This is a genomic window from Candidatus Velamenicoccus archaeovorus (genome assembly GCF_004102945.1).
GTDB lineage: Bacteria > Omnitrophota > Gorgyraeia > Velamenicoccales > Velamenicoccaceae > Velamenicoccus > Velamenicoccus archaeovorus.
Genome location: NZ_CP019384.1, coordinates 1 through 24,642 on the forward strand (window position 1 = coordinate 1; position 24,642 = coordinate 24,642).

A 24,642-nucleotide genomic window follows, 5' to 3' on the forward strand; every position below is an offset into this window, starting at 1 on the left:
ATGACTGAAAGCAACCTGTGGTTTCAGGCCGCTCAGGCCGTCCGATCCAAAGTAGGGGAGAATGCCTATGAGGCCTGGATCAAGCCCATCCGGCCGAGATCGGATTCGGGCAAACAAACCATCAGCCTCGAAGTCCCCAATGAATTTTTCAGGGAGTGGCTCATCCAGCATTACGATCTGGTGATCCGCGACGCCCTGAAAAACGCAGGATGCGCTTTCGACGTGTGCTACCGGATCAACCCTGCGCTGGCAGCAGAGGAAAAGCCGGCATTCAAAGCCGCAGCGCCCATGCGGGAACCCGCAGCGCCTTTCGTCCTGAATCCCAAGTATACCTTCGACAACTTCATCGTTGGGCCATCCAACCGCTTTGCGCACGCAGCCTGCCTTTCCATCGCAGACTCTCCGGCCAAGGCATATAACCCTCTGTTCATCTACAGCAGGGTGGGGTTGGGCAAAACTCACCTCATGCAGGCCATCTGCCACCGGATCCGCCACAACAATCCATCGACGCGGTTTTACTACACATCGTCGGAAAAATTCACAACGGAGTTGATCGGCGCCATCCAGCACCGTTCCACAGCCACATTCCGGGAGAAATTCAGGAATGTCGACGTGCTTCTGATCGACGACATCCATTTCATCGCCAACAAAGAAGCCACCCAGGAAGAGTTCTTCCACACCTTTAACGCCCTTTACGACAACCATAAACAGATCATCATTTCGTCCGACAGGCCTCCCAAGGAAATCCAAAAGCTCGAGGAACGCCTTGTCTCGCGGTTCAGCTGGGGCTTGGTCACCGACATCCAGCCACCAGACCTGGAGACCCGCATCGCGATCCTCAAGAAAAAAATCGAGAACGAAAGCGTCGATATTCCCGACGATGTCGTTCATCTGATCGCCGAGATCATCAAGAGCAATATCCGAGAGTTGGAGGGGGCCCTGGTCAAGGTGATCGCCTATTCGCTCCTGGAAGAAAAACACATCACCCTGGAAATGGCCAAAAACGTCCTCAAGGACCTGCTCAAAGAGGCGTCCAAACAGATCACGGTGGAAGACATCCAGAAGGCCGTGGCCGATTACTTCAAAATCAACCCGGATGAATTAAAAACCAAAAGACGGGTCAAAAATGTCGTGGTGCCGCGCCAGGTCGCAATGTATCTGTCGCGGGAACTCACAAGCATGTCTTTGCCGGAGATTGGAAGCGCTTTTGGCGGCAAAGACCACACAACTGTGCTGCACGCATTTAAGAAAATCCAGGCCGAGATCTCCAAAAACCACGACATCAAAAACGCGGTGGAACAGCTTAAAAGCGATTTCCAAAGATAATCCTTCTTTGTCCACCGGTTATCCAGAATATTTTTTGTTTTTAGTCGCTTGTTTTTCTGGGGTTAGGTGGTTTTCAACAGAACTAAAAGTTATTACTACAACTACTTTTATATTAAATTTCTAGTATTAGGAGGTGTGGATGAAGATCCGTGTGGATAAAACAGAATTGCAAAAAGGCATTCAAGCCGTTGGCAACGTCATTACACCCAAAAATGTTTTACCAATCCTATCCAATATTCTTTTTGAGACACAAAAAAACAAAATCAGACTAACCACCACCGATCTAGATATGGGGGTTTCTATTATTCTTGATGCGGAAATCCTTGAACCCGGGGCCATCACCATACCCACCAAGCGCTTAAACGATATCATCAAGGAATTGCCTTCAGGCGCAGTTGTGATCAATACACGGAAAAACAATGTTGTGGATATCCAGTTGGAGAATTGTGAATTCAAGTTGATGGGGCTGCCCAAAGAGGAATTTCCAAAACTTCCCGAGATCAAAGAAAAAGAAAGCCTTGTGTTGACCCAAGATACCTTGAAGAACATGCTTCAATTGACGGCTTTTGCCGTTTCGCACGAAGAAACACGTTACGTCCTTAACGGCCTTCTTTTTGAGGTCAAAAAGAATGGGGAGGGGGAATCGCTTGTCCGTTTTGTCGGGACTGACGGCAGAAGGTTGGCTGTCGTCGAGAAAAAAATACCTCTCAAGGCACACAAAGAAACCAAGGTTATAATTCCTTACAAGACGATCCAGGAGCTTCTGAGGAACTTGAAGGAAGAGGGGGATGTCTCTTTGATCATTTCGCAGAACCAGGTCTTCTTTGAAATGGATGGGGCCGTGATTATTTCCAGGTTGATCGAGGGGGATTTTCCGGATTATCAGCGCGTCATCCCTCAGCCTTCCGCCCTGAAGGTCAGGCTTAATAAGGACGATTTTGTCCTGGTGCTGCGGCGGGCCAACCTTTTAACGACGCCGGATTTTCAGGCGGTCAAGTTTGAGCTGTTCAAGAACAAGTTGGTGGTTTCCAAGTCTACCCCGGATGTCGGGGAATTCAAGGAAGACATCCCGCTGGAGTACGCCGGCAAGGAGTTTGTTATCGGGTTCAACCCGAATTATTTCCTGGATGTCCTGCGGTATTGGCGCGAGCCGGAATTTTCCCTGGAGTTTTACGACGGGGAGAAACCCGGCGTGGTCCGGTCGCCCGAATATGTGTATATCGTGCAACCGATGAGACTGAGCTAACAAAGGCCGGTGAATGCAGGAGATCAAATCCGTCCTCAAGACAGTCCTCAAAGACCTCATGAGGCAGCAGAAGGGGCGCGATCTCGACGGAGCGAAGGCCCTCTGGCGGCGCCTGGTGGGGGAGCGCGCGGCGGCGCACAGCCAAATCGTTTATTTGACAAAGGATAAAATCCGGGTTAATGTAAATAGCTCAGCGTGGCTCTACCAGCTGAGCCTTAAAAAAAACACGATCCAGAAGGAATTTTACAAAGCCTTCAAGATCAAAGATATTAAGCTGCAACTGGGGGACATCAAGGAGAAGCATGGCAGAAGCGAACAAGAAGTATGACGCGACAGCAATACAGGTTTTGGAAGGCATGGAAGCCGTCCGCATGCGGCCCGCAATGTATATCGGCGATACGACGAACCGCGGCCTGCATCATCTGGTCTTTGAGGTCGTCGACAATTCCGTCGATGAGGCGTTGGCGGGGTTTTGCAAACGCATCAGCATCATCGTCCACGAGAACCAGAGCGTCAGCGTGATCGACGACGGCCGCGGCATCCCCGTCGATATTCACGCCAAAGAGAAAAAACCGGCCGTCGAAGTCGCCCTGACGACGCTCCATGCCGGCGGCAAGTTCGACCACCGGGCGTACAAGGTGTCCGGAGGTTTGCACGGCGTGGGCGTCAGCGTCGTCAATGCGCTTTCGGAATGGCTCGAGGTCGAGATCCGGCGCGACGAGAAGGTTTATCACCAGCGTTACGAGCGCGGCAAGACCGTTTCCAAGCTGACGGTCATCGGCAAGGCCAAGGCCACCGGCACCAAGGTGACCTTTAAGCCGGACAAGCAGATCTTCAAGGCCATCGACATGTCTTACGACACCTTGGCCAACCGCCTGCGCGAGCTGGCCTTTTTGAATAAGGGTCTTTCTATCAAGCTTGCCGACGAGCGGTCGGAGAAGGAGGCCGAGTTCTGTTTCAACGGCGGCATCATCTCCTTTGTCGAGCACCTGAATAAAAACAAGAACCCGCTGCACAATAAGGTTTTGTATGTCGAGAAGTCCGGCGAGGATATGGTCCTGGAGCTGGGCATGCAGTATAACGACAGCTACGCGGAAAACATCTTTACGTACGCCAACAACATCAATACCGTCGAGGGCGGTACGCATTTGAGCGGTTTTAAATCCGCCCTCACGCGCGCCATCAACCAGTACGTCAAGAGCAAGAACCTCCTGAAGGACTCCAGCGCCACGATCTCCGGCGACGATGTCCGCGAAGGGCTCACGGCGGTCATCAGTCTCAAGGTCCCCAATCCCCAGTTCGAGGGGCAGACCAAGACCAAGCTGGGCAATTCCGAGGCCGAAGGGTTTGTTGCCTCCCAGGTGTTTGAGTTCCTGACGACCATTTTTGAAGAGCATCCTTCCGTCGCCAACAAGATCGTCGAGAAAGCGGTGCTGGCGGCGCGCGCCAGAGAGGCGGCCAGGAAGGCGCGCGAACTGACCCGCCGCAAGGGCGCCCTTGAGGGGCTTTCCCTGCCCGGCAAGCTCGCCGACTGTTCGGAAACGGATGCCTCCATGTCCGAGCTTTTTATCGTTGAAGGTGATTCTGCCGGCGGTTCGGCCAAACAGGGCAGGGACCGGCGTTTTCAGGCGATCCTGCCCATCAAGGGGAAGATCCTGAACGTCGAGAAGTCCAGGCTCGACAAGATCCTGAGCAATGAAGAGATCCGCACGATCCTGACGGCCCTCGGCACGGGCGTCGGCGAGGAGTTCAATCTTGAAAAACTGCGCTACCACAAGATCGTTATCATGTGCGATGCGGATGTTGATGGATCGCACATCCGCACGCTCCTGTTGACGCTTTTTTTAAGGCAGCTGCCCAGGCTGATCGAAGGTGGCCACATCTATATCGCTCAGCCGCCTTTGTATAAGATCAAGAGGGGCAACAGGGAAGAATATATCCAGACGGAAGAACAGATGAATCAATTGATGTTAGATATTGGCAGAGAAGGACTTAAGTTTTCTGTTCTTGCGGACAAAAAGACACTCAATGACCCGCAATTCAAAGAATTGCTTGAGGATCTGGTCCAGCTGGATAGATTTAACATACATTTAGAGAAAAATGGAGTTGATTTAGAAAAATTGGTCTCAAATAGACATAAAGGTTCCAAAAAATTGCCTATTTATGTGGCGAAAGTGGAGCAAGAGGCCCATTATTTGTTCTCTGACGCCGAGCTTGCCAAGCTTTCAGAGTCTGCCAAGGGTGAAAAGGAAGAGTTTAATTATGTCGAGATTTACGACGCAGAAGATATAGAGAAAGTGATCACGAAGATCGAGAAGATGGGTATCCCCATTGAAACGTATTTTGGTCCTTCCAAGCGCAAAGAGGATGCTTCTGTCCGGAGCGGCAAACAAGCGGAGGGCGGCAAGAGGGTCAAGCCGGCTTTTAGGATCACGAACGAGGTGGATGTGGAATTTTTTGCGCTCAAGGAAGTTCTGGAACACGTCAAGGAATTGGCCAAAAGAGGGATGACCTTCCAGCGCTATAAAGGTTTGGGCGAGATGAATCCGCAGCAGCTCTGGGATACCACGATGGATCCCGAGCGGCGGACGATCCTGAAAGTGCTTCTGGAAGACGCGATCGAGGCCGACGAGATCTTTACGATTCTGATGGGAGACCAGGTGGACCCTCGCCGGGAATTCATCGAGAAAAACGCCCACATGGTGAGGAATTTGGATATTTGAAAACGGCTCTTCGCTCAAGCATCCGCCACTAATGCTTTGGCGGATGTCCCTGCCTACCGGCAGACAGGCGCCGAAGTTCCAGCGGCGGGTTCCGCAGAACGCGGCATACTGGCTTATCCAATGGAGCCAGGTAATACCAAATAAGCGAAGGGCCTAATTCCGCCAGAGGCGGAAGGATTAAGGAAATAAACGTTACTCCCCGTGAAAGCATCTTGACAATTTATGTCTGCACCCAGCCTTCGCAGAGCTCAGGCGGGCAGCCATAAATTCTCAAGATACACGTGGAGTTAACCCAGAAAGGGTAGACCTCCGCATTCCACATAGCGGAGGGTCTAATTCCGCCAGAGGCGGAATTAAGGACTAAGCGTTACCCTTGCGTCTAATCACTTGGAAATTTCCGCCAGGGTTAGGCCGTCGGCCTGGCGCAGCCGGCCAGGACGGCCATCCGGCGAAAATTTCCTGCGTAGACGCAGGGTTGATTTTGTAAGGAAAATTACCCCGATATAAAACAAAATCAAGGAGGATGTTATGACGAATGAGACCCCTGTTGTCTTTCATCCTATAGGCGCGTTTGGCGCGTCGCTCGGGCTTTGGACGAAGAACTTTATCCCCATCTTCGCCATTCATGGCGTGAATGTGTTCGCTGCGCGCATTCTGAAGCTATCCGTACGTTGTGTCACCCCCTTGCCGCCGGGCCGGCCGGGGATGCTGTTGACCGTTTTTTTGGGCGTTGAGGCCGTAGCCGTTATCGTCCTGAGCGCCTTTGTTTCGCTTTTCATCCTCGGTTATCTCAGGGATGCCCAGGGCCGCCGGCCCCTGTTTGCCGATATTTTCCGTCAGACATGCACCAGGTTCTCAGGCTATATCTCCGGTGTTTTTATGCTTTTTGTGTTTTTTGTCGTCGGGATATCGCTCGCCGGCGCTTTTCTGGTCGGGGGACACGTTTTGTATGCGCAACACCCCGCAACGTCCCTGGCGCTGGGCATGCTTTTAGCCACAAGCACGGTTGCCGTGGCCCTTGCCATCGCCGTGGTCTGGTACGGATTTTATTTTACGCTGGCCCCGCTCATCGCCGGGTTTGAAAACAAGCCTGTGATCCAGGCGTTCAGGGAGAGCCGCTCGCGGATCCGGGGGCAGGCCTTGCGGTACGCAAGCACCTTTCTTATTTTCGTCGTGCTCTATCTGGCGCTTGGGCTGACGGCTTATTTTGTCCTGCGCATGGCGGCTGCGGCGCCCCGTGTTCTTTATACGATCGACCCGGCCATGGGGGCGCTCTTCGGGCCGCTGTGGCTGGCTTTGTGGCTGGTTTGTTATGAACAAATCAAGGGTTTAAAACGCAGCATTCATTAATCCCGTTTGCCAGGATTCCTTGTCCGCCGTAAGCGGCGGGCGAGGCTATGCCCGCGGGGCTCCAGAGGAGCATGAGGGAGAAAAATTAATTAAGGATTGAGCACGACTCCTCGCTTGAACGCTCGAAAATTTAAGCAAGGAAACCAAGGTTTCATCCCTCGCCTATACGCTTGTAAATTTTCCCACGGCTCGTCCGGGCGGAGCCCGGCCAGCCGGAAAATTTCCTGCGCAGGCTTCGGGATAATTTGCTTAGAAAAAGATTCAGGGGGCAAATTAAGGAATTAACTTTTAACCCCTTGTCAATTCGCTTGTCCATTTCCACCAGGATTCGGCCTGGCGGCCGGTCGGTGGAAATGAACGGCGCAGACTTCGGGGTAATTTCCACACAAAAGGTGCAGAGGGGAAATTAATGTACGCACAAAACGAAAAAGTCGTTCCGATCTATATCGAAGAGGAGATGAAGGGGTCTTACCTGTCTTACGCGATGAGCGTTATCGTCGGCCGCGCTCTGCCCGACGTCAAGGACGGCCTCAAGCCCGTGCACCGCCGCATCCTTTATGCGATGCACGAACTTAACCTTGACCACTCCAAGCCTTATAAAAAGAGCGCGCGTATCGTCGGTGAAGTGCTGGGTAAGTATCATCCTCACGGCGACGCGGCGGTTTATGACACGCTTGTACGCATGGTCCAGGATTTTTCGCTGCGTTATCCCTTGGTGGACGGCCAGGGAAACTTCGGCTCCGTCGACGGCGATGCGCCGGCGGCCATGCGTTACACCGAGGCGCGGCTGGCGTCTATCGCCGACGAGATGCTTGCGGATATCGACAAAGAGACCGTGGACTATATCCCGAACTTCGACGCGTCCCTCCAGGAGCCGCTTTTGTTGCCGTCGGCCCTGCCAAACCTGCTCGTGAACGGCTCCAGCGGTATCGCCGTCGGCATGGCGACGAACATCCCGCCGCACAACCTGACAGAGGTCGTCGACGGCATCACCTATTTGATCGACCATCCGGAGGCGGAGGTCAAGGAGCTGATGAAATATGTCAAGGGGCCGGATTTCCCGACAGGGGGGATCATCTGCGGCCGCGACGGCATCAAGGACGCTTTTTCGACGGGCCGCGGCAAGATCACGATTCGGGCGCGCGTCTCCATCGAGCGCCAGAAGAACGGCAAAGACAACATCCTGATCACCGAGATCCCCTATCAGGTCAACAAGACGTCTTTGATCGAGGCGATCGCGGCCCTGGTCCAGGACAAAAAGATCGAGGGGATCAGCGATATCCGCGATGAGTCCGACAAGGACGGCATGCGCGTGGTGATCGAGCTCAAGAGGGACACCGAGCCGCAGATCGTCTTGAACCACCTTTACAAGCACACGCAGCTGGAAACGACCTTCGGCATCATCGCGTTGGCGCTTGTCGACGGAAGACCGAGGATTCTGAATCTGAAACAGATCATGCGCTGTTACATCGATCACCGCAAGATGATCATCCGGCGGCGGACGCAGTTTGAACTGGACAGGGCGTTGCGCCGGGCGCACATCCTGGAGGGGCTCAAGATAGCCCTCAAATTCCTGGATCGCATCATCAAGACGATCCGCGAGTCCAAGAGTACCCCTGAGGCGAAAAAGGCCCTGATGAAGAATTTCGACCTTTCCGACGTCCAGGCCCAGGCGATCCTGGAGATGCAGCTCCAGCGCTTGACGCAGCTGGAACGGGAAAAGATCGAAAAGGAGTATTTGGAGCTCTTAAAGCAGATCGAGCATTATCGGGCGATCCTTGCCTCCGAGAAGCTCGTCGAAGAAATCATCAAAGAGGAGCTGTCCGCCCTGAAGAAAAAGTTCGGCGATGAACGCCGCACGGAGATCACGGGCGATGCCGAAGACATTGAACTGGAAGATCTCATCGCCGAAGAGGACATGGTCATTACGATCTCGCATGCCGGCTATATCAAGAGGCTTGCCATCAGCGCCTACCGCAAGCAGAAGCGCGGCGGCAAAGGTGTGACGGCGATGGAGACGCGCGACGAGGATTTTGTGGAACGTCTTTTCATCGCCTCGACAAAGGACTATCTTTTGGTGTTTACGGATCAGGGCCGGCTTTACTGGATCAAGGTCTACGAGATCCCGCAGGCCTCGCGTCAGTCCAAGGGCAAGGCGATCATCAACCTTTTGCAGCTGTCCATCAAGGAGAAGGTGGCGGCGGTGCTTCCCGTCAAGGAATTTTCCGACGACAAATTTATCGTCCTTTGCACCAAGGGTGGGGTGATCAAAAAGACCGCGCTGTCCGCCTTTGCCAATCCGCGCAAGGGCGGGATCCTTGCCATGGGCCTGGACAAGGACGACAGCGTCATGGACGCCAAGATGACGGACAGCAATCTTGATGTCTTGCTGGCGACGCGCCAGGGCAAGGCGGTCCGTTTCAAGGAAAAACAATTACGCGAAATGGGCCGGCAGGCCAAGGGCGTGCGCGGGATCAAGCTCGACAAGAAGGATGTGGTCGTCGGGATGGAGATCATCTCCGCCGACCTGGCCAAGACGGGCGCCACGATCTTGACGGTCACCTCCGGCGGTTTTGCCAAGAGGACGTCCATCGACGAATACAGGGTTCAATCGCGCGGCGGCAAAGGGATCATCAACGTGAAGGTGACCGACAAGAACGGCGATGCCATCGGCCTCAACTGTGTCCTGCCCGATGACGAGCTGATGACGATCACCCAAAAAGGGATGATGGTGCGGTGTCCTGTCAAGGATATCCGCGAGACCGGCCGCAATGCGCAGGGCGTTCGTCTTATGTCGCTGGAAAAAGGGGATGCCGTCACCTCCGTCGCAAAGATCGCCGCCAAGGACGAAGAATAAAATCAGTATCAACGCGTCAGAGTATCAGAGTAAAACAAAAAAGTTTGGCCACAAAACTCAGAAAGAACAGCTAAGAAAAAGACCCAAAGAAGGCCGTCCATGCTAAAATGTTTTCACGGCAAAATTATGACGCGGCCTTTTGCTTCGATACCGCCATACTCTAACGCTGTATTTGCGGCCCCCTCCTGTAAAGCGTCTTCGACGCCACGGGATTAGGGGCGTGATGAACAAAGTGAATTTTACGGCCCCATCGTCTAGCCTGGTCCAGGACGTGTGGTTCTCAGCCATAAGACACCGGTTCAAATCCGGTTGGGGCTACCAGATTTAGCACCGGTTTCCCCGAACCAGACCAAGCGCTTCACAAAAAGCGTTTCGCGCTCGGTTCGGGGCCCATTCGGCCAGACGATTTGCGTCGCCCGCGGCCCCATAAGTTGTGGCCTTATGGGAATCCGGTTGGGGTTGCCAGTTTTCATCTGGTAACCATTTCTCCTCACAGTGCCTAGCCTATCCGCAGCTATTTTTTACTTGTTTCCCAAGATGAGGCGTGTTAGACTAATATAGTTTACATACGTTAACAACGGAACATTAGTTAACTTTTGTTAACCAAGGTTAATTTAGTTAACATGTGTTAATGTTGTCTTCATAACTTATTTAAGGGGTGAAAGATGGAGGAGAAAGAATACTTTAGCATAGCTCAGGCGGCAAAGATATTAAAAATAAGCAGGATAGCTGTTTACAAAAAAGTAAAAAAGGGACAACTGCCAGCCATAAGAATCGGTAAGATTTATGCGGTTCCGAAAGAGGACATTATACGGAAGGTAAGAGGAATTAAGGGGCGTTCTTTGAAACCAGAAGAAAAAGCCAAAATAAAAATGGCCGTAAATAAAACGTTAAGAGAATATGGGGATGTGTTAAAGAGGCTGGGAGAAGAGTAGTGCATAGAATTACAATCAAAGAAGTTGAGGAGATAGCATTTCTTATCGCTCAAGAGAAGTTTTCTTTTAATGAGTCAATACCTGCTTTTACGACGAGGTTCCCTAGCGTTTTGGAAAGTTGCCTCGAAACCCCTTTTCAGACCTTCGACGGAAAGGAGCTTTATCCTACCTTTGCTGCAAAACTTAGTATGCTGTTTTATTTAATGAACAAAAATCATCCCTTTCAAAATGGCAATAAAAGAATAGCTATGACGACGCTGTTTTTTGCTTTGTATGAAGCGAAAAAATGGATAAAGGTGGATACGCAAACCCTCTATAATTTTGCAGTATGGGTAGCTGAAAGTCCGCCAAACGCAAAAGAGGAAGTGACGGAGTACATAGAGAAATTTATAAAAACTCACATGGCTCCTCTTCAAGAGTAAATTGGGGTATTATATAGAAACGCTGATGATTTTGGCTGGGGTTGGATTTTTATTGATTTGCGCAGAGACTTGTGTTATAAAATATCTAAATAACATCAGGTATTTTATAACTTCTTATTCATGAAGGTGTTTTAAAAACCATGTGGCGTCTGTCTTGGCCTGCCCCGCCTTCGGCAGGGCAAGGCCGGACAGGCAGGTCCGACTGTTTGGCCCGTCGCCAGAGGCGACGAGGTCTCACTTTCAGCGGACGCGGCCGCGAGGTCGCCGTTGCGGCGAATAAGCCGCAACACGTTTAGCGACGCCCGCCGAGAGGGTGAGGCGGGCCGAGGTCGAAGCGTTTCCTTGCTTTTTTATTGAGGTTAAGCGAGACGGAACGTGTCGGCCCGGTGGCACGGAAGTGCCGAAGACAAAGTTTAGGTGTCGAGAAAAAAGGGCGCCGGTCGGACGAATAAGTCCGACTGTTTGGCGCGGCCGCGAGAAGGTGAGCGGCCCGGTGGCACGGAAGTGCCGAAGACAAAGTTTAGGTGTCGAGAAAAAAGGAGAAAGCTATGCTGAGAAAACCGGGGGTTCTTCTGCTGGTTTTGGCAACGGCGTTTATGTTCGCCGGTTGCGACCAGTTGAAGGGAATGTTCCAGACTTCGCTTGGATCAACAGGATCAACAAAAACGGCCGCGCCCGCGGAGACCGGCCAGCATGCGGCCCAGCCCGTTTATGGAACGGTTCTTGCCAAAGTGAACGGCGATACCATCACCCTGGAGAGCTTTGACGAAAAGGTCAAAAATCTTCAGGCGCTTTCTCCTGAAATCAAGATCAATACGCCCGAGGCGAAGAAGAGCTATCTTAACGACCTCATCACCCAGGAATTGATTTATCAAGAGGCCAAAGCGAGGGGCATCGAAAAACAAAAGGACGTTAAGGACGCCGTCGAGGAATTCAAGAAGGGGGTTATGGCCCGGCAGCTGATCATGGATGAGACGAAGGGCATTACCGTCGAGCCATCCGAGATCGAGGCGTTCTACAACCAGTACAAGCAGGCGTTTGCTTCAGCCAGGCAGGTTCGCGCCAGGGAGATTGTCGTGCCGACGGAGCAGGCGGCCAAGGATATCCTGATTCAGCTTTTGCAGGGCGGCGATTTTGCAGCGCTCGCCAAGGAACGCTCGATCGATGCGTCCGCATCGAAGGGCGGAGACATGGGGATCATCAATCCCGCCGAGCAGTTCGATAAGTTTAATGAGGTGATCGCTACGCTTGATGCCGGCGCGGTGAGCCCGATCTTCAAGGGGCCGAAAGGGTATTATATCGTCAAGGTGGAAGAAGTCAAAGGCGGTCAGATCCCGCAATTGACGGATACGCTTCCCGACACAAACATGACGGTCTATGATCAGATCAAGAACGGCCTCTTGCAGCAGAAGCAGGCTCAACGCATCCAGGATCTGACGGACAGGTTGAGGCGCGAAGGCAAGATAGAGATCAAGGAAGAGCTCCTGCGTTAATCGAGACGCAGAAATCCCCGGGACCGGAAATGCGGGCGGAGGGCTTGCTCGTGTTGACGGCCGCAGGGTTTCATGAGGAGATATTCCGCGTGGACAAAAGAAAACTGAGCATTATTCTTGCGGTCGTTCTGGCGCTTGTGGCCGTGGTGATGGTGAGGAACTATATCTCCCAGACCGAAAAGAAATACATTAAAGAGGAAAAGAAGGCGTATGTGCTGGTCGCCACCCAACCCATCGCCGCGGGCGCCACGATCGACGAATCCATGATGAAGATGGAGGCGATCCCCGAAAAGTACGTCCAGCCCAATGCGGTCAATTCGCCCAGCCTTGCCGCCGGGCGGCGCGCAGCCGCAGCCATCGCTCCCGGCGAGCAGATCATGACGACAAAATTGACCTTGGCCGTCAAAGACACGAGCCTGGCCATGCGCACGCCGCAGGGCAAGCGCGCCATCACGATTACGGTGCCGTTTTTGTCGGCCGTCGGCGGCAAGATCCGCCCCGGCGATTACGTGGACGTGATCGGCACGTTCCCGTATAACGCGCAGGTCGACGGACGCACAGTCACCGAGATGGTGAGCGTCACTTTGTTTCAGAACGTGCTTGTGTTGGGCGTAGAGGGTGGTATGGGCATCCCGGCACAGAGAGGACAGGCCGCCACCGCTCCCACAGACTTGATCATTATGCTGGCATTGTCGCCGCGGGAAGCGGCGCTCTTATCGTTTGCGCTCGAACAAAAGGCTTCTCTGAGGATGGTTTTGAGGCCGCCTTTGGAGACGGCGATCGAACCTGTGCCGCCCGTTGAGGTCAACGCGCTGTGGCAATATGTTTTCAGTAATCTCGGCCAGGAGTTCATGGCGACCAAAGAAGAGTCGTCGTCCATGAAGCCCCAAGAGAAGAAGCAGGAACCGCCGGCGCCCCCGACCGTCGAGATCTACCGGGGGACTGAAAAATCGAACATGATCATGAACAAGTAGCCTTTGATGAAAAGAGCCAAAAGCGTCGCACTTCTTTTATCGGCGGCTGTTGCGTTTCTGGCAGGGATGCTGTGCGTTCCTCGCCAAGTGCGCAGTGAATTTTTGTTCAACGATTACGATATGGCCAGACAGCTGGATATCGTGATCGGGGAATCCAAGGTCGTGGAAGTCGCCAACCCCAAGAGGATCGCGATCGGTGATCCGAAGATCGCCGATGTCGTCGGCGCCAGCCGGACGGAAATCCTCGTCTCCGCCAAGGCGGCAGGAGAAACGAACCTCCAGATATGGGACGATTACGGCCAGCGTGAAGTGCTCGTGCGGGTTTTTGAGGAAGACCTTGGCAGGCTCAAGAAGCGGCTGGAAGACCTCTTCGCGACGGCAGGGCTGCGCAGCGTCTATTTCCAGGTGGGAGAGCAGGAGAGGAAGGTTTTTGTGCTGGGAGAAGTCCCCTTGCGGAAAAAAGATGTCGTGACCCAGCTCCTTGAGAGTTTCCGCAACCGGATCATCGACCTCGTGACATTCAAAGAGGACAATCCTTTGGTTGAGATCGATGTTCAGGTTATGGAGATCGCCAAGACCGCCATTGATAAGCTCGGCATCAACTGGTCGCAGTCCCTGGTGTTCAATGAGCAACCGACGCCGGCGCCACACACGCTGATCCGTCAAGCAGCAGACCTCATTAAGGCGGTTGGTCAGTCGCAGTTCGACCGCACGGCCCTCACCGCGACCCTCAATATTCTTGAACAGGACAATCTGGCGCGGACCCTGGCGCGGCCCAAGCTTGTGGCCCTGAGCGGCAAGGAGGCCAAAATCCTCGTCGGAGGTTCTGTCCCGATCTTGTCGAGCGTCAGCGTCTCCAGCGGTACGACAACGACGGCCGTGGACTATGTCGAGTACGGCATCAAGCTCAATATCAAACCCGAAGTGAAGGAGACCGGCGACATCCAGTGCAGCCTGGAGGTCGAGATCAAGACGATCGACTCATCCACTCAGCTGACGGTCCAGACAGGGCAGTCCATTTCGACGACGACGCCGGGATTCAAGACGCGCAATGTCACCTCCGAATTGTATCTGAAGAACAACGAGACGATCTTTTTGGCCGGCCTCATCGACAATGAGCAGACGAACAATCTCCAGCAGGTCCCCGGCTTGGGGAACCTGCCGATCTTCGGGGCGCTCTTCCGCTCCAAAAACTTCCAGGTGGGCGATACGGAACTCGTGGTTTCCCTGACACCCAAGGTTGTCCGTTACGGTGACATGCTGCAGGATGTCGAGTCGGCCAGCAAGGGAAAGGCGGCTCCGGAAGAAGAGCCCGCCGATGCCTACGTGCGCACCATCCAGGAGACGATCCTTAAAAATGTTTCTTATCCTGTCGAGGCGCAGCGTGCGAACCTTTCGGGCGAGGTGGTGTTGAGCCTTCACTTGCTTTCCAGCGGCCAGCTCGTTGGCGTCATGGTGAGCCAGTCGTCGGGCCACAAGCTTCTGGATAAGGCCGCTGTTTATACGGTCAAGAGGCTGGCGCCCTATCCGGCGTTTCCCAAAGGGCTTCTTCTCAAGGAGATATGGGTTGAAGTGCCTATCGCCTATCAAATGAATTAGGGAATATATCCGAACCAAGCCATGGCAGACAATACTCCTACTCCTGCTCCCGCTGCTCCTGCGCCCAACCTGGGCAACATCATCACCATCTTCAGCACCAAGGGGGGTGTCGGCAAGACGCTTTTGGCGGTCAACCTCGCGATCGCCCTCGCCCAGGAAGGCAAGCGCGTGGCCCTGTTGGATATGGACCTCCAGGCGGTCCAGGACATGGCGCGCATGATCGACGCCACCCCCCAGTATTCCATATTCGACATTGTCTCCATCCTTGAGAAGATCGAGCAGGCGGGCAACATCAAGAATTATATGACCCTCGTCAGCTCCGCCGGCATTGATTTTCTTCCGGCCATCACCCGGCCCAAACAGTCGCCGCACATCACCGGCGAGCGCATCGGCAAGATTGTTTCGATGCTGACGCCGTTCTATGATTTTATCATCGTGGACGGCGGCCGCGCCTTTACGGACAGCCTCATCCATATCTTCAACCGTTCGAACCTGATCCTTTTTATCGTGACGCCGGACATCCTCTCGGTGTACGAGACGCGCTGGGGGCTGGATGTGTTGCAGTCCCTGCACTTCCCGCTCAAGATGATCAAGCTCCTTTTGAATCGTGCGGAGAGCAAGTCCGGTCTCTCATGGCAGGAAGTCAAGCTTGCGCTCCCCTGCGAGATCATCGCCAGCGTTCCGTCGGACGGACGCGTCGTCGGCCTGGCCTTGAACCGCGGCGTCCCGGTCGTCATTGACAGTCCCGCCAGCCGCGTCAGCGTCGGAATCAAAAAATTCGCCCAGGAGCTGATCGCCAACCAGTCCCTTTATATTGCTCACAAGGAGGTCCAGGACCTGCGTTCCATCAAAAAAGAAGAGGTGCCCGTCGCCGGCACCTTCTGGGATATGATGGGGCTTTCGGACAAGGTCAAGTGGGTCAAGCCCATCGAACAGGAAGACGAGATCCTCCGTCTCAAAAGACGCATCCATGCGCGCCTGATCGAAGAACTTGACTTGAAGCGCCTGGACATGGAATTGATCAATAATCCTAAGAAGGCCAAGGAGCTGAGGGAAAAAGCGGAAAAGATCATCACCAATCTTCTGGCGGACGAGACAGGCGCTTTTCTTTCGAGCCTCGAGGTCAGGGAAAAGCTGGTCAAAGAGCTCGCCGATGAAGCCCTCGGCTTGGGGCCTCTGGAGGAACTTCTGCGGGACGGGGATATTTCCGACATCATGGTGAACAACAAGGACCAGGTGTATATCGAAAAACACGGGCGTGTCGAGTTGACGAGCAAGAAGTTTATTTCCGACGACCAGGTGAAGGTCGTCATCGAGCGCATCATCGCGCCCCTGGGCCGGCGCATCGACGAATCCGTGCCTATGGTGGATGCGCGTCTTCCCGACGGCTCGCGTGTCAACGCGATCATCCCGCCGTTGTCTTTGACGGGTCCGACCCTGACGATCAGAAAGTTCGCGCGCGAACATTTCACGATCGAAGATCTCATCGCGCGTTTCGGGAGCCTGGACCGCGACATCGCGGATTTCCTGGCTGCCTGTGTTCTTTCCAGAAAGAACATCATCGTTTCGGGCGGAACAGGTTCCGGGAAAACGACATTTCTCAACATCCTCTCCGATTTTATTCCCTCGAACGAGCGCATCGTCACTATCGAAGACGCAGCGGAATTGAAGCTGAACCAGGAGCATTGGGTGCGCCTGGAATCCAGGCCTCCCAACATCGAAGGCAAGGGCGCTATCTCGATCCGCGACCTTTTCCGTAACTGCCTGCGTATGCGGCCCGACCGGATCGTCATCGGCGAGTGCCGCGGCGGCGAGGCGCTAGACATGCTCCAGGCCATGAATACGGGCCATGACGGTTCCTTGACGACCATCCACGCCAATTCCACCCGCGATGTGCTGACCCGTCTGGATTCCATGATCCTGATGAGCGGCGTGGAGCTTCCCATCCGCGCCATCCGCGAGATGACGGCCTCCGCCATCGATATCGTCATCCAGACAGCCAGGTTGTCCGACGGGACCAGAAAGATCACGCAGGTGACGGAGGTTGCCGGCATGGACGATGAGCTCCATATCAGGTTTGCCGACATTTTCCAGTTCAAACAGTTGTCGATCGACCGGGACACGGGAAAGGTCATCGGCGAATTCACGGCCACGGGGAACCTCCCCAGTTTTTACGAAGAGCTCATCACCCGCGGCATCCATCTCTCCTCAGATATCTTCCAGGTGAAGAATATTCAGAAATGAAGCTTGGGAGATCCGCCGTCAAACCTTGCGCGTCGCGGTCTCTTGAAGCGCCCCCAGAATCCGTTGTTTATCCCGGCTCGTTCCTGCCTTCCGAGCGAGAAAACTCCCCCTCTCGCGTCTTTCCATGCAGCCCCTGTCTTTCTATTTGTTGCGCCTCCGTGTCCGGGGTATCTTTCCGGACATAGCCGCCCCGTGGCGACCAATCCGCAGAGAAGGGTTGACGGGGATGGCAAAAGATCTCTGTCTGCGCAACATTTTCTTACCTCCTTTTGTTTGAACAAGTCCTCGCGCCAGCCGCTTGTTTTCCAGTAGATACCAATAACGGCTTGCCTGACCAAGTCGTCATTTGATATAATGCTGCGAGCTTCTGTCCGGATGAGGCCAGGATTTTTCTTGGTCGGTTTGGATATCAAAAAGACCAAAAACTCTCAGGTTCTGCTGGAATGAGCGCCGGGTTTGGCAGATGGTCGCCACAACCCGGCCAAGCCAGGTTTTCAAGGAGGCAGGGCCGGTTGTACCAAAAATGGGCCTGGTGTTAAGGAGTCACCCCGCCAGAGGCACTCGTGGAGCCCCACGGCTTTACAGCCGTGGCCCCTTTTCCTGCCGGGCTTCCGCCGTGGGGCGGAATCCCGCCCGAATGCCATTCATCCTCACCTTGACAGGTGGGGCATTCTGGGTGCGGGGTAAAATTAACCTGGCCTGCCCAAGGCAGGCCGAGCAAGCTGCCGCAGAAAGCGGCACACCGCCACAGAAGGTGGCGCACTTGCCGTCCGAATGAGGCAAGGTGCGGCCCATCTGCCTCAGAAAGGTGGCATACCCGCCATTCCGGTTTGGCGGGGTGCGATGAGGCCGGGTGATCGGAGCCATCCCGCCAGAGGCGGAAAGCCACTAAAAACAGACTCCTTGCTTAAACGCTTGTTAATTTTACTCGTATACGCCAGAGGCACTCGTAAAATTAATGTCGCAAGCTTCGGAGTCATCCCGCCAGAGGCGGGATGAGGAGGGACAAATGGCCGCAGAGGCCTTGTACAAGGCAATCGTTCAAGAATCCGGGAAGATGCTGGCAGACAAGATTACTATCGCCGATTCATTTGGCGCCAGGGCCAAAGGGCTTCTTGGAAAAATTGGGCTGGAGGATGGTCGGGGCCTTCTGATCAGGCCGTGTAGCTCTATACACATGTTTTTCATGAAATTCCCAATAGATGTCCTATTTCTGGCAAAAGATGGTAGAATTATCAAGATAGTTAAAGGATTGAAGCCGTGGAGACTAAGCGGATGTTGGTTTGGGTGTCATATGGTTTTAGAGCTTAAAGAAGGAGTTTTAGATATTAACGAAGATTTTGATAAAAAACACATAAAATTCGTCAAAATATAATGTCCAATATATAAAATCATTTTCTATAACACAATGCAAAACATTAAATAACAGAAAATAAATGTCCAAATTAGCTAAATTCAACCAAAATATCAAACGATTTATATTGGAGACTCGAAAGAGAAACTCTGATTATGGAGTTCGAAAGCTCGCTGATCTTGCTTTTGGAAAGTTTGGAGTGAAAATCAGCAAATCAACTGTTAATAATATTGTCAAAAATGCCAAATTGAGCAAGCCGGTCGGCCGCAGTATATTGAAAACTTATAGATACTCCGGGGATTTGTACGGCGCAGGGTATGTTTTTTTTGTAGGCGCCATGCGTCTTTTGGGCATAGGGGACAAAGTTGCGGCCATTACGTCGGAAATGGGGCTCTGTAAAGAGATCAGGCCGGAAACAATCCCGTCTCTTGTCGAAGGCTGGCTTCTGTCCAAGGCGGTTTATAATGTGCCTCTTGAAAAAATTGCAGGGTATTCAAAAAAAGAGCTATGGGATATCATAGGCTACAAAATTTCAAAGGCAAATTTTGAGACTTTTCTTGCCCATTTTGAATTCTCGCAAGATATTGGAAATAAATTAGTTATGTATTTTTTAAATTCCATAAAGGACGTCAGTTTTATTAAATTTACCCTTTCGGATGGAGGCGTTTTTCATGTTGACGCAAAAGGTTGCTATGTCTGGACCGCCAAAAAGACCCCAGTTAATTTTTCTTCAAATCTTTTATTTTTAGATAGTTATATAAATTCTTTCGTGGAAGGAAATGAACCCTTCTTTGTCCTAAACGCTAATCCGGAGGGTAGTACTCAAGCTAAAGAGCTCCAGGATTTTATTCTGGCCATGGAAGGTTCTGTTGCTGAAAAGAGGATCCGCAGAATTGATCTTTTTGGTCCCGATGGACGGCCTTGCCGTGAAATTTCGTTCGTCCTGCCCCTCCGCAGAAGGTTTGTGATTGGTGCTTCTCCGGCTTCAGATACGGAGAAAATAACGGCCCCCGCCCCTAAAAGTTTCGAGTCCAATTTTATCTGTGAGCCTTTGGGCAAGCTGTTTTTTGTCTCAGAGGAAAGTCATAAAGTATCACAACATATTGGAAATAAAGATGTTATGATAAGAAAAATCCATCTTAAATCGTCAGATCCTTCTTTGAGGATTTCGCTTTTGACGAATCTTGATCCCAAGGATTGGACCGCGGTTGAAATAGCCGAGGGTTATCTGCGGAGATTCGGAAATTTCCAAGAATACTTATTGCGGGCTTCTGAGTGGGCAAAAAATCCTGGGTATGCAGATGAATTTGTGTCTGCCGATCGCTTTTTGGCGCATTCTTTGAGGCTGAAAGAGTCGAAAGATGCCGAGCATTTATTCGCCTGTCTCGTCGAGGTTTGCGATCTTTTCGCTAAAATGAGCTTCCTGCCCCCTTTGTGCAGACAGTGGAGTTTGTTGAAAACCAGGGAGTTGATTTATAAGCAACCCGGTGCTGTGCAGAGGGACACGGCCTGCGATGTTTTATTTAACATATTGAAAACAAAAGAGTTAGAGAAAATACGTGTTTTAGAGCACGCTTCGCTCATATTTAACAGCCTCCCTGTGAATGAACGATCCGGCCGCAAGTTGTGGATTTTTCTGACAGCCGCAGTTTGAATCCCCTGGAAGTCCCCAGAAATTCTCACAGAACTTTTTATGTTACCCCATGTAAAAAACCCAGTTACGTAAGAAAACGCTTTCTTTTTTGGGGTAAAAATTTGTTGACATCATTATAATATATATGATATAGTTTTGGTGCAAGATCGGTATCGAATCGACCACGGAAAAAAGATGAAAAACGCCACGGAAACAAAAAACATTTTTGGGATTTTTTGTCCCTATTGGGTCGTTCGGCAGATTTTTCCGGCAGCCGAATCGTTCAATGCTGATTTTTTGAAAGAAAAGCATGAGCGATTCGGCAATTTTTTTCTAGGGTTCGTAATGAGTTTAAAAAAGTTCTTAAAAAGATCCGTTTGGACAATAAGCGGCCAGTCGATCATTGAATATTTCGTCCTGCTGGTTGCGATAGCCGCGTTGACGATTGTGGGGAGCTCGGCTTTTTATGCCAAGATGCAGCGCTCATCGGGGTACGTGTTGAATTATTCCGTAGGCCAGATGAAGCAGAGCAATCTCAACACCTTTTCACTGGGGGGAGTGACTCCCGGCGGATGGACAAACACAACGATTTGAGGGGCGGGACATGCGTAAACATTGCGGACAATCTGTTCTGGAATATGCCATCCTCATCTCGGTGATCTGTGCCGTTTTTGCGACGATGTTTGTTTATACCAAAAATGCGGTCCGCGCCAGATTGTTGATCACCCAGGACCGCCTGAACGAGGCGGATAAATAGCCTGCCGCCTGCGGCGGCAAGGGGTTTCCAATGGCCCGTTTATTGAGAGAAGTTTGGAGAGGGAACAAGGCGCAAAGCCTCCTGGAGTATTCTATCCTGATCGCCGTTGTCGCTGCGGCCTTTGTGACCATGGCCATGTATGTCCGTCAGGCGGTGCAGGGCAAGATCTATCGCATGGAGGACTCTGTGACGGCAAAATCGAATAAGGGGGCCACGACCTGGAGCGTCCCCGTGTAAGGATGATGAGGAGAGGATGATCATGGAGACACGCAGTTGCAAACGACAGAAAGAACAGGGGCAGATGACCATCGAATACGCCGTGATGTTCGTGGCCATCGTCGCGGTCATCATTTATGCAGCGACGAATTTTATCCAGCCGTCGATGAACAGGTTTTTTAACAGCACGTCGCTCATCATCAATAAATCGGTCGAGGAGATCGAGAATAGATTCAGTTGATCCCCGTGTCAACAGGGGGTCTCGCCCCGCAGGGTGGACCAGAGAGGGCCCGCGGGGATCGAAATCCGAAGGAAGGAAGGGGGTGAAAGAGACATGAGGAAGGTGTTGAGCAAAGTAGGCCAGAGCACGTTGGAATATGTTATCGTCTTGACAGCGATCGTGGCAGCGATTCTTTTTGCGGCGACACAGTTCATCAAGCCGGGCGTCAACCGTATCTATGACGAGACGGGCACGAAGTTGAACGATACAGCCAGTGTCTTCGCCAATAAGATCGGGATCAGCCTGAACGCCGTGGGCGGAACGACGGGCGGCACGACGGGCGGCACGACAGGGGTCGGCGTATAATCGCGGTCCAACAGATCGCCGCGTTGAAGGAGGTGAAAAAGGATGTTCAGATGGTTGAATTCGAAGAGGGGTCAGAATACGGCTGAGTACGCGATCCTCATCGGCGTTATCGTGGCGGCTGCTATCGCGATGCAGATCTATATCCGCCGCGGGATGCAGGCCAGGATCAAGGACGCTGTTGATTTCACGCAAACAGCGGACGACGATGCCGGCAACGGGTTCTTCAGCAACATGACGCAGTACGAACCGTATTATTATCAGACGAACTTTGAGACGAGCCAGAGCGGAACGCAGTCAGAAGAGCTGCAGTCCGGCGGCGGCGTCATCAGGACGTCTATCACGGACACAACGCAAAGAACCGGGAACCAGACCTATGGCAACTACATGGAAGCCAATTAGGGGTTTCATGTTTTGCGCGCGAAAAGGAGGTGACGTTACATGCGCAGGTGGTTGAAAGAAAATGGTCAAAGCACCCTCGAGTACGCGGTTTTAATAGTGGTCATAATTGCCGCCCTTATCGCGATGCAGGTGTACCTGAAGCGCGGTATCCAGGGCAGGATGAGAGAGTCAACTGACCAGATCGGCGAGCAGTTTTCGCCGGGTTACACCGTTTCAAACAGAACCACCCAGACATACTCCAACAGCCGAGAAGAGAACACCGGTTGGTCGACATCGACGGAAATCTACAACCAGTGGCAGAACAGAGCGGGCTGGGAGAATGTGATGAACGCCGAACAGGAATACTGGGGCGTGTAGAGAGGATCGGCGGGCATGGCCCGTTAGAGAGATCATTCTCTAACGGGCTTTGCCCCGCGAAAGGCAGGATGCGATGGGCGCGAAAAGATCGAACACAACAGCGGGTTTGACGGGCGGGCAAAGGTCTTGCGCTTTTCCGGCGCTGTCGCGCAGGGGCCAGCAGATTGCAGAGTATGCCCTGGTCATGGCGGCGCTCGCCTCGGCGCTGTTGATGATGTATGTCTATACCAAGCGTGGGATCCAGTCGACCATCAAGGACCTGACGGACCATGAGATCGGCTGGCAGAACGACAGCGTGCCGATCCTGGCCGCCGGCGTTCATCAGAATACGACAGCGGCGATGACGACGAAGGCGCAGGATGCGGTGCGCGTCAGGAAAGACTCCGGGCTCGGGGCCCAGTATGATTTTGCGAGCGCTTCGAGATCGACCGGGGAAAGCAACGTGACGTTCAACGAGCTTTAGGGATGGCTGCGATGAGAGACAGACGGCATTTTATTTTATGTTTTTCCGGAGATCCGCTGGGCGCCCGGCGCGGCCAGACCGTTATCGAGACGGCTGTTTTGGTGACCATCATCATTTTTGCTTTTATCGCGATGCAGGTGTACCTGAAGCGCGGGATCCAGGGCCGCCTGAGAGGGACGATTGACGGCATCGGCGAACAATATGATCCCGACCAGACGACGTCGGATTACAACCTGGTCCACGAGAGCGACGTGACGACGACCAGCGAGTCCAGCGAAGAGATGTATGTCGATCCGATGTCGTATTCGGGCCAGTACCAGAACAGGCTCATCACGATGGTGCACGTCGAGACGCACTACGATAATTCGTTCAAGAACGGCTTTGAATATGTGGGGGCGCCGTAATAAAGATAGCGTCGAAGAGTCAAAGTATCAGAGTGTCAAAGATGAGATGGCAGAGGGCAGAAAACTGAAGGCAGCCATGAAGAGCATGCGGGCATCGGAAAATCGGGGGATCGGGATTTGGGGATCGGGGAACCGGGAATCCGGGCGAAGATCTTGCCGGACCCCTCATGCTTTCAAGAAGGGGCAGGCCCTTCTGGAACTCGCGGTCTTCAGCACGATCTTTTTGACGATCCTGACGGCGATCGTGGCCTATGGCCTGCGTTACAGCTATAACCAGAGGGCGCAGATGCTGGCGTTCCGCCGTGCCATGAAGATCGCCTCGGACAGGAATTACGGCTCAGGCAGTTATATGCTGATCCAGGACCGTCATATCCCGGATCCGGCGGAGACCTTTGGCATCGGTTCGACTGCGCCGTTCGTCGGCGTCGCGTCCGTGACCAGGGATCCTGAGATGGATGCACAGGCTGCGGATGCCTCGTCTTTGCCGGCGACGGTGATCGACATGGAGACGACGGGCGTGGACGGCGCCATGGAGCCTTTGGCCCGCATCGTCGCCAAAAATGCCGGCTTCAGGCGCGAGACAGGCGTTTCCGAGGAGATGCTGAAAAAATACGAGCTGATATACAGCGATGTCGTGGATGAAGAGGGCGGCAACGTCCGCATCATCGATTCGTGCGTCGGCGAAATGATCAATTTCGATTCCTGTTATTCGCAGGCCGTCAAGATCGTGGACGTGGACACCTGTTACAACTATTGCCTGATCACCGTGACACAGGATGAAGACACGAATTGCTCGACGATTTGCAATCAGGCCATGAATCCGCCCAATCAGAACAATACGAGCTATAACTCTGCGGTGGGCGGGGCGTGGTATGCGGCGAACTGGCGCGTTGAGGACGGCAAGTATGTCTTCCCCGTCTTGAATGAGATCAGTTCGCGCGTCAGCGAACATGCCAAATCTATGGGCATACAGCAGGATACCGTGACGCACAGCAAGCGTTCCACGAAGATCCGTAAGATCGAGACGACGTCGAACCTTGTGACCGATGAAAACGCGACGTGGGAGGATAACAACGTCAGGCAGTTTGTAACGATGAATGCGTTGCAGCCGAACGGCTACCAGGTGACGCATGACAATCCGATGGATTACGCGGACGACGTCGATAGCCAGGAGATCAACAGCCGCTCCACGGGTACGATCCGCCAGACGATGACGACGCCGAAATGAGCGCAGATGACGCAGATAACAGAGAACACAGAAGAGAAAACAGTCATGAGGAAAATGTGGAGATCAGGGGGCTGGA

The 24,642-nt window shown here is 52.9% G+C and carries 24 protein-coding genes and 1 tRNA gene; all 25 read left to right on the forward strand.

What is annotated here, in order from left to right; genetic code table 11:
* The 25 genes from dnaA to BU251_RS00120 all read left to right on the forward strand — a co-directional run bounded on the left by dnaA (nucleotide 1) and on the right by BU251_RS00120 (nucleotide 24,566).
* The gene (gene dnaA, locus BU251_RS00005; RefSeq protein ID WP_128698870.1) at nucleotides 1-1,326 is read left to right on the forward strand and encodes a chromosomal replication initiator protein DnaA; all 1,326 of its coding nucleotides are present in this window, start codon (nucleotides 1-3) and stop codon (nucleotides 1,324-1,326) included.
* Nucleotides 1,327-1,465: 139 nt separating this feature from the next.
* The gene (gene dnaN / locus BU251_RS00010) at nucleotides 1,466-2,572 is read left to right on the forward strand and encodes a DNA polymerase III subunit beta (protein ID WP_128698871.1); all 1,107 of its coding nucleotides are present in this window, start codon (nucleotides 1,466-1,468) and stop codon (nucleotides 2,570-2,572) included.
* 13 nt (nucleotides 2,573-2,585) lie between these two features.
* Entirely contained in the window at nucleotides 2,586-2,900 is a 315-nt protein-coding gene (locus tag BU251_RS00015) for a DciA family protein (RefSeq protein WP_128698872.1), read from the forward strand.
* Nucleotides 2,875-5,295, forward strand: coding sequence for a DNA topoisomerase (ATP-hydrolyzing) subunit B (gene gyrB, locus BU251_RS00020; RefSeq protein WP_128698873.1), 2,421 nt, complete (start codon nucleotides 2,875-2,877; stop codon nucleotides 5,293-5,295). The genes BU251_RS00015 and gyrB overlap by 26 nt, the downstream gene beginning before the upstream one ends.
* A 528-nt stretch (nucleotides 5,296-5,823) precedes the next feature.
* The gene (locus BU251_RS00025; protein WP_128698874.1) at nucleotides 5,824-6,645 is read left to right on the forward strand and encodes a hypothetical protein; all 822 of its coding nucleotides are present in this window, start codon (nucleotides 5,824-5,826) and stop codon (nucleotides 6,643-6,645) included.
* A 409-nt stretch (nucleotides 6,646-7,054) separates the two neighbouring features.
* Nucleotides 7,055-9,502 (forward strand): DNA gyrase subunit A, encoded by a 2,448-nt coding sequence (gene gyrA, locus BU251_RS00030; protein ID WP_128698875.1) that lies wholly within the window; start codon nucleotides 7,055-7,057, stop codon nucleotides 9,500-9,502.
* A gap of 243 nt (nucleotides 9,503-9,745) precedes the next feature.
* Nucleotides 9,746-9,823, forward strand: a tRNA-Glu gene (locus tag BU251_RS00035).
* A gap of 344 nt (nucleotides 9,824-10,167) precedes the next feature.
* On the forward strand, nucleotides 10,168-10,437 hold the full coding sequence (locus BU251_RS00040; RefSeq protein WP_128698876.1) for a helix-turn-helix domain-containing protein: 270 nt from the start codon (nucleotides 10,168-10,170) through the stop codon (nucleotides 10,435-10,437).
* Nucleotides 10,437-10,859 (forward strand): type II toxin-antitoxin system death-on-curing family toxin, encoded by a 423-nt coding sequence (locus BU251_RS00045; RefSeq protein ID WP_164908780.1) that lies wholly within the window; start codon nucleotides 10,437-10,439, stop codon nucleotides 10,857-10,859. Before BU251_RS00040 ends, BU251_RS00045 begins: the two co-directional genes overlap by 1 nt.
* Before the next feature lie 548 nt (nucleotides 10,860-11,407).
* Nucleotides 11,408-12,352 (forward strand): peptidyl-prolyl cis-trans isomerase, encoded by a 945-nt coding sequence (locus BU251_RS00050; RefSeq protein WP_128698878.1) that lies wholly within the window; start codon nucleotides 11,408-11,410, stop codon nucleotides 12,350-12,352.
* Nucleotides 12,353-12,402: 50 nt separating this feature from the next.
* Complete coding sequence (gene cpaB, locus BU251_RS00055) at nucleotides 12,403-13,326, forward strand: Flp pilus assembly protein CpaB (protein ID WP_164908781.1); 924 nt, start codon at nucleotides 12,403-12,405, stop codon at nucleotides 13,324-13,326.
* Between the two features lie 6 nt (nucleotides 13,327-13,332).
* The gene (locus tag BU251_RS00060; protein WP_128698880.1) at nucleotides 13,333-14,925 is read left to right on the forward strand and encodes a TonB family protein; all 1,593 of its coding nucleotides are present in this window, start codon (nucleotides 13,333-13,335) and stop codon (nucleotides 14,923-14,925) included.
* A gap of 21 nt (nucleotides 14,926-14,946) precedes the next feature.
* Nucleotides 14,947-17,169: an ATPase, T2SS/T4P/T4SS family gene (locus BU251_RS00065; protein WP_128698881.1), complete on the forward strand. Its 2,223-nt coding sequence runs from the start codon at nucleotides 14,947-14,949 to the stop codon at nucleotides 17,167-17,169.
* 1,009 nt (nucleotides 17,170-18,178) lie between these two features.
* Entirely contained in the window at nucleotides 18,179-18,544 is a 366-nt protein-coding gene (locus BU251_RS00070) for a DUF192 domain-containing protein (protein ID WP_128698882.1), read from the forward strand.
* Between the two features lie 61 nt (nucleotides 18,545-18,605).
* The gene (locus BU251_RS00075) at nucleotides 18,606-20,177 is read left to right on the forward strand and encodes a helix-turn-helix domain-containing protein (protein WP_128698883.1); all 1,572 of its coding nucleotides are present in this window, start codon (nucleotides 18,606-18,608) and stop codon (nucleotides 20,175-20,177) included.
* 324 nt (nucleotides 20,178-20,501) lie between these two features.
* Nucleotides 20,502-20,750, forward strand: a complete 249-nt coding sequence (locus BU251_RS00080; RefSeq protein ID WP_128698884.1) for a hypothetical protein — start codon at nucleotides 20,502-20,504, stop codon at nucleotides 20,748-20,750.
* A gap of 10 nt (nucleotides 20,751-20,760) precedes the next feature.
* Nucleotides 20,761-20,913 (forward strand): hypothetical protein, encoded by a 153-nt coding sequence (locus BU251_RS09365; RefSeq protein WP_164908782.1) that lies wholly within the window; start codon nucleotides 20,761-20,763, stop codon nucleotides 20,911-20,913.
* Nucleotides 20,914-20,943: 30 nt separating this feature from the next.
* Nucleotides 20,944-21,150 (forward strand): hypothetical protein, encoded by a 207-nt coding sequence (locus BU251_RS00085; RefSeq protein ID WP_128698885.1) that lies wholly within the window; start codon nucleotides 20,944-20,946, stop codon nucleotides 21,148-21,150.
* Between the two features lie 22 nt (nucleotides 21,151-21,172).
* Entirely contained in the window at nucleotides 21,173-21,370 is a 198-nt protein-coding gene (locus BU251_RS00090; RefSeq protein ID WP_128698886.1) for a Flp family type IVb pilin, read from the forward strand.
* Between the two features lie 93 nt (nucleotides 21,371-21,463).
* Nucleotides 21,464-21,715: a hypothetical protein gene (locus tag BU251_RS00095; RefSeq protein WP_128698887.1), complete on the forward strand. Its 252-nt coding sequence runs from the start codon at nucleotides 21,464-21,466 to the stop codon at nucleotides 21,713-21,715.
* Nucleotides 21,716-21,757: 42 nt separating this feature from the next.
* Nucleotides 21,758-22,114, forward strand: a complete 357-nt coding sequence (locus tag BU251_RS00100; protein WP_128698888.1) for a hypothetical protein — start codon at nucleotides 21,758-21,760, stop codon at nucleotides 22,112-22,114.
* Between the two features lie 39 nt (nucleotides 22,115-22,153).
* Nucleotides 22,154-22,471, forward strand: coding sequence for a hypothetical protein (locus tag BU251_RS00105; RefSeq protein WP_128698889.1), 318 nt, complete (start codon nucleotides 22,154-22,156; stop codon nucleotides 22,469-22,471).
* 73 nt (nucleotides 22,472-22,544) lie between these two features.
* Nucleotides 22,545-22,934 (forward strand): hypothetical protein, encoded by a 390-nt coding sequence (locus BU251_RS00110; protein WP_128698890.1) that lies wholly within the window; start codon nucleotides 22,545-22,547, stop codon nucleotides 22,932-22,934.
* Between the two features lie 11 nt (nucleotides 22,935-22,945).
* Entirely contained in the window at nucleotides 22,946-23,338 is a 393-nt protein-coding gene (locus BU251_RS00115) for a hypothetical protein (protein ID WP_128698891.1), read from the forward strand.
* Entirely contained in the window at nucleotides 23,322-24,566 is a 1,245-nt protein-coding gene (locus BU251_RS00120; RefSeq protein ID WP_128698892.1) for a pilus assembly protein, read from the forward strand. The genes BU251_RS00115 and BU251_RS00120 overlap by 17 nt, the downstream gene beginning before the upstream one ends.
* The last annotated feature ends 76 nt before the right edge of the window (nucleotides 24,567-24,642 follow it).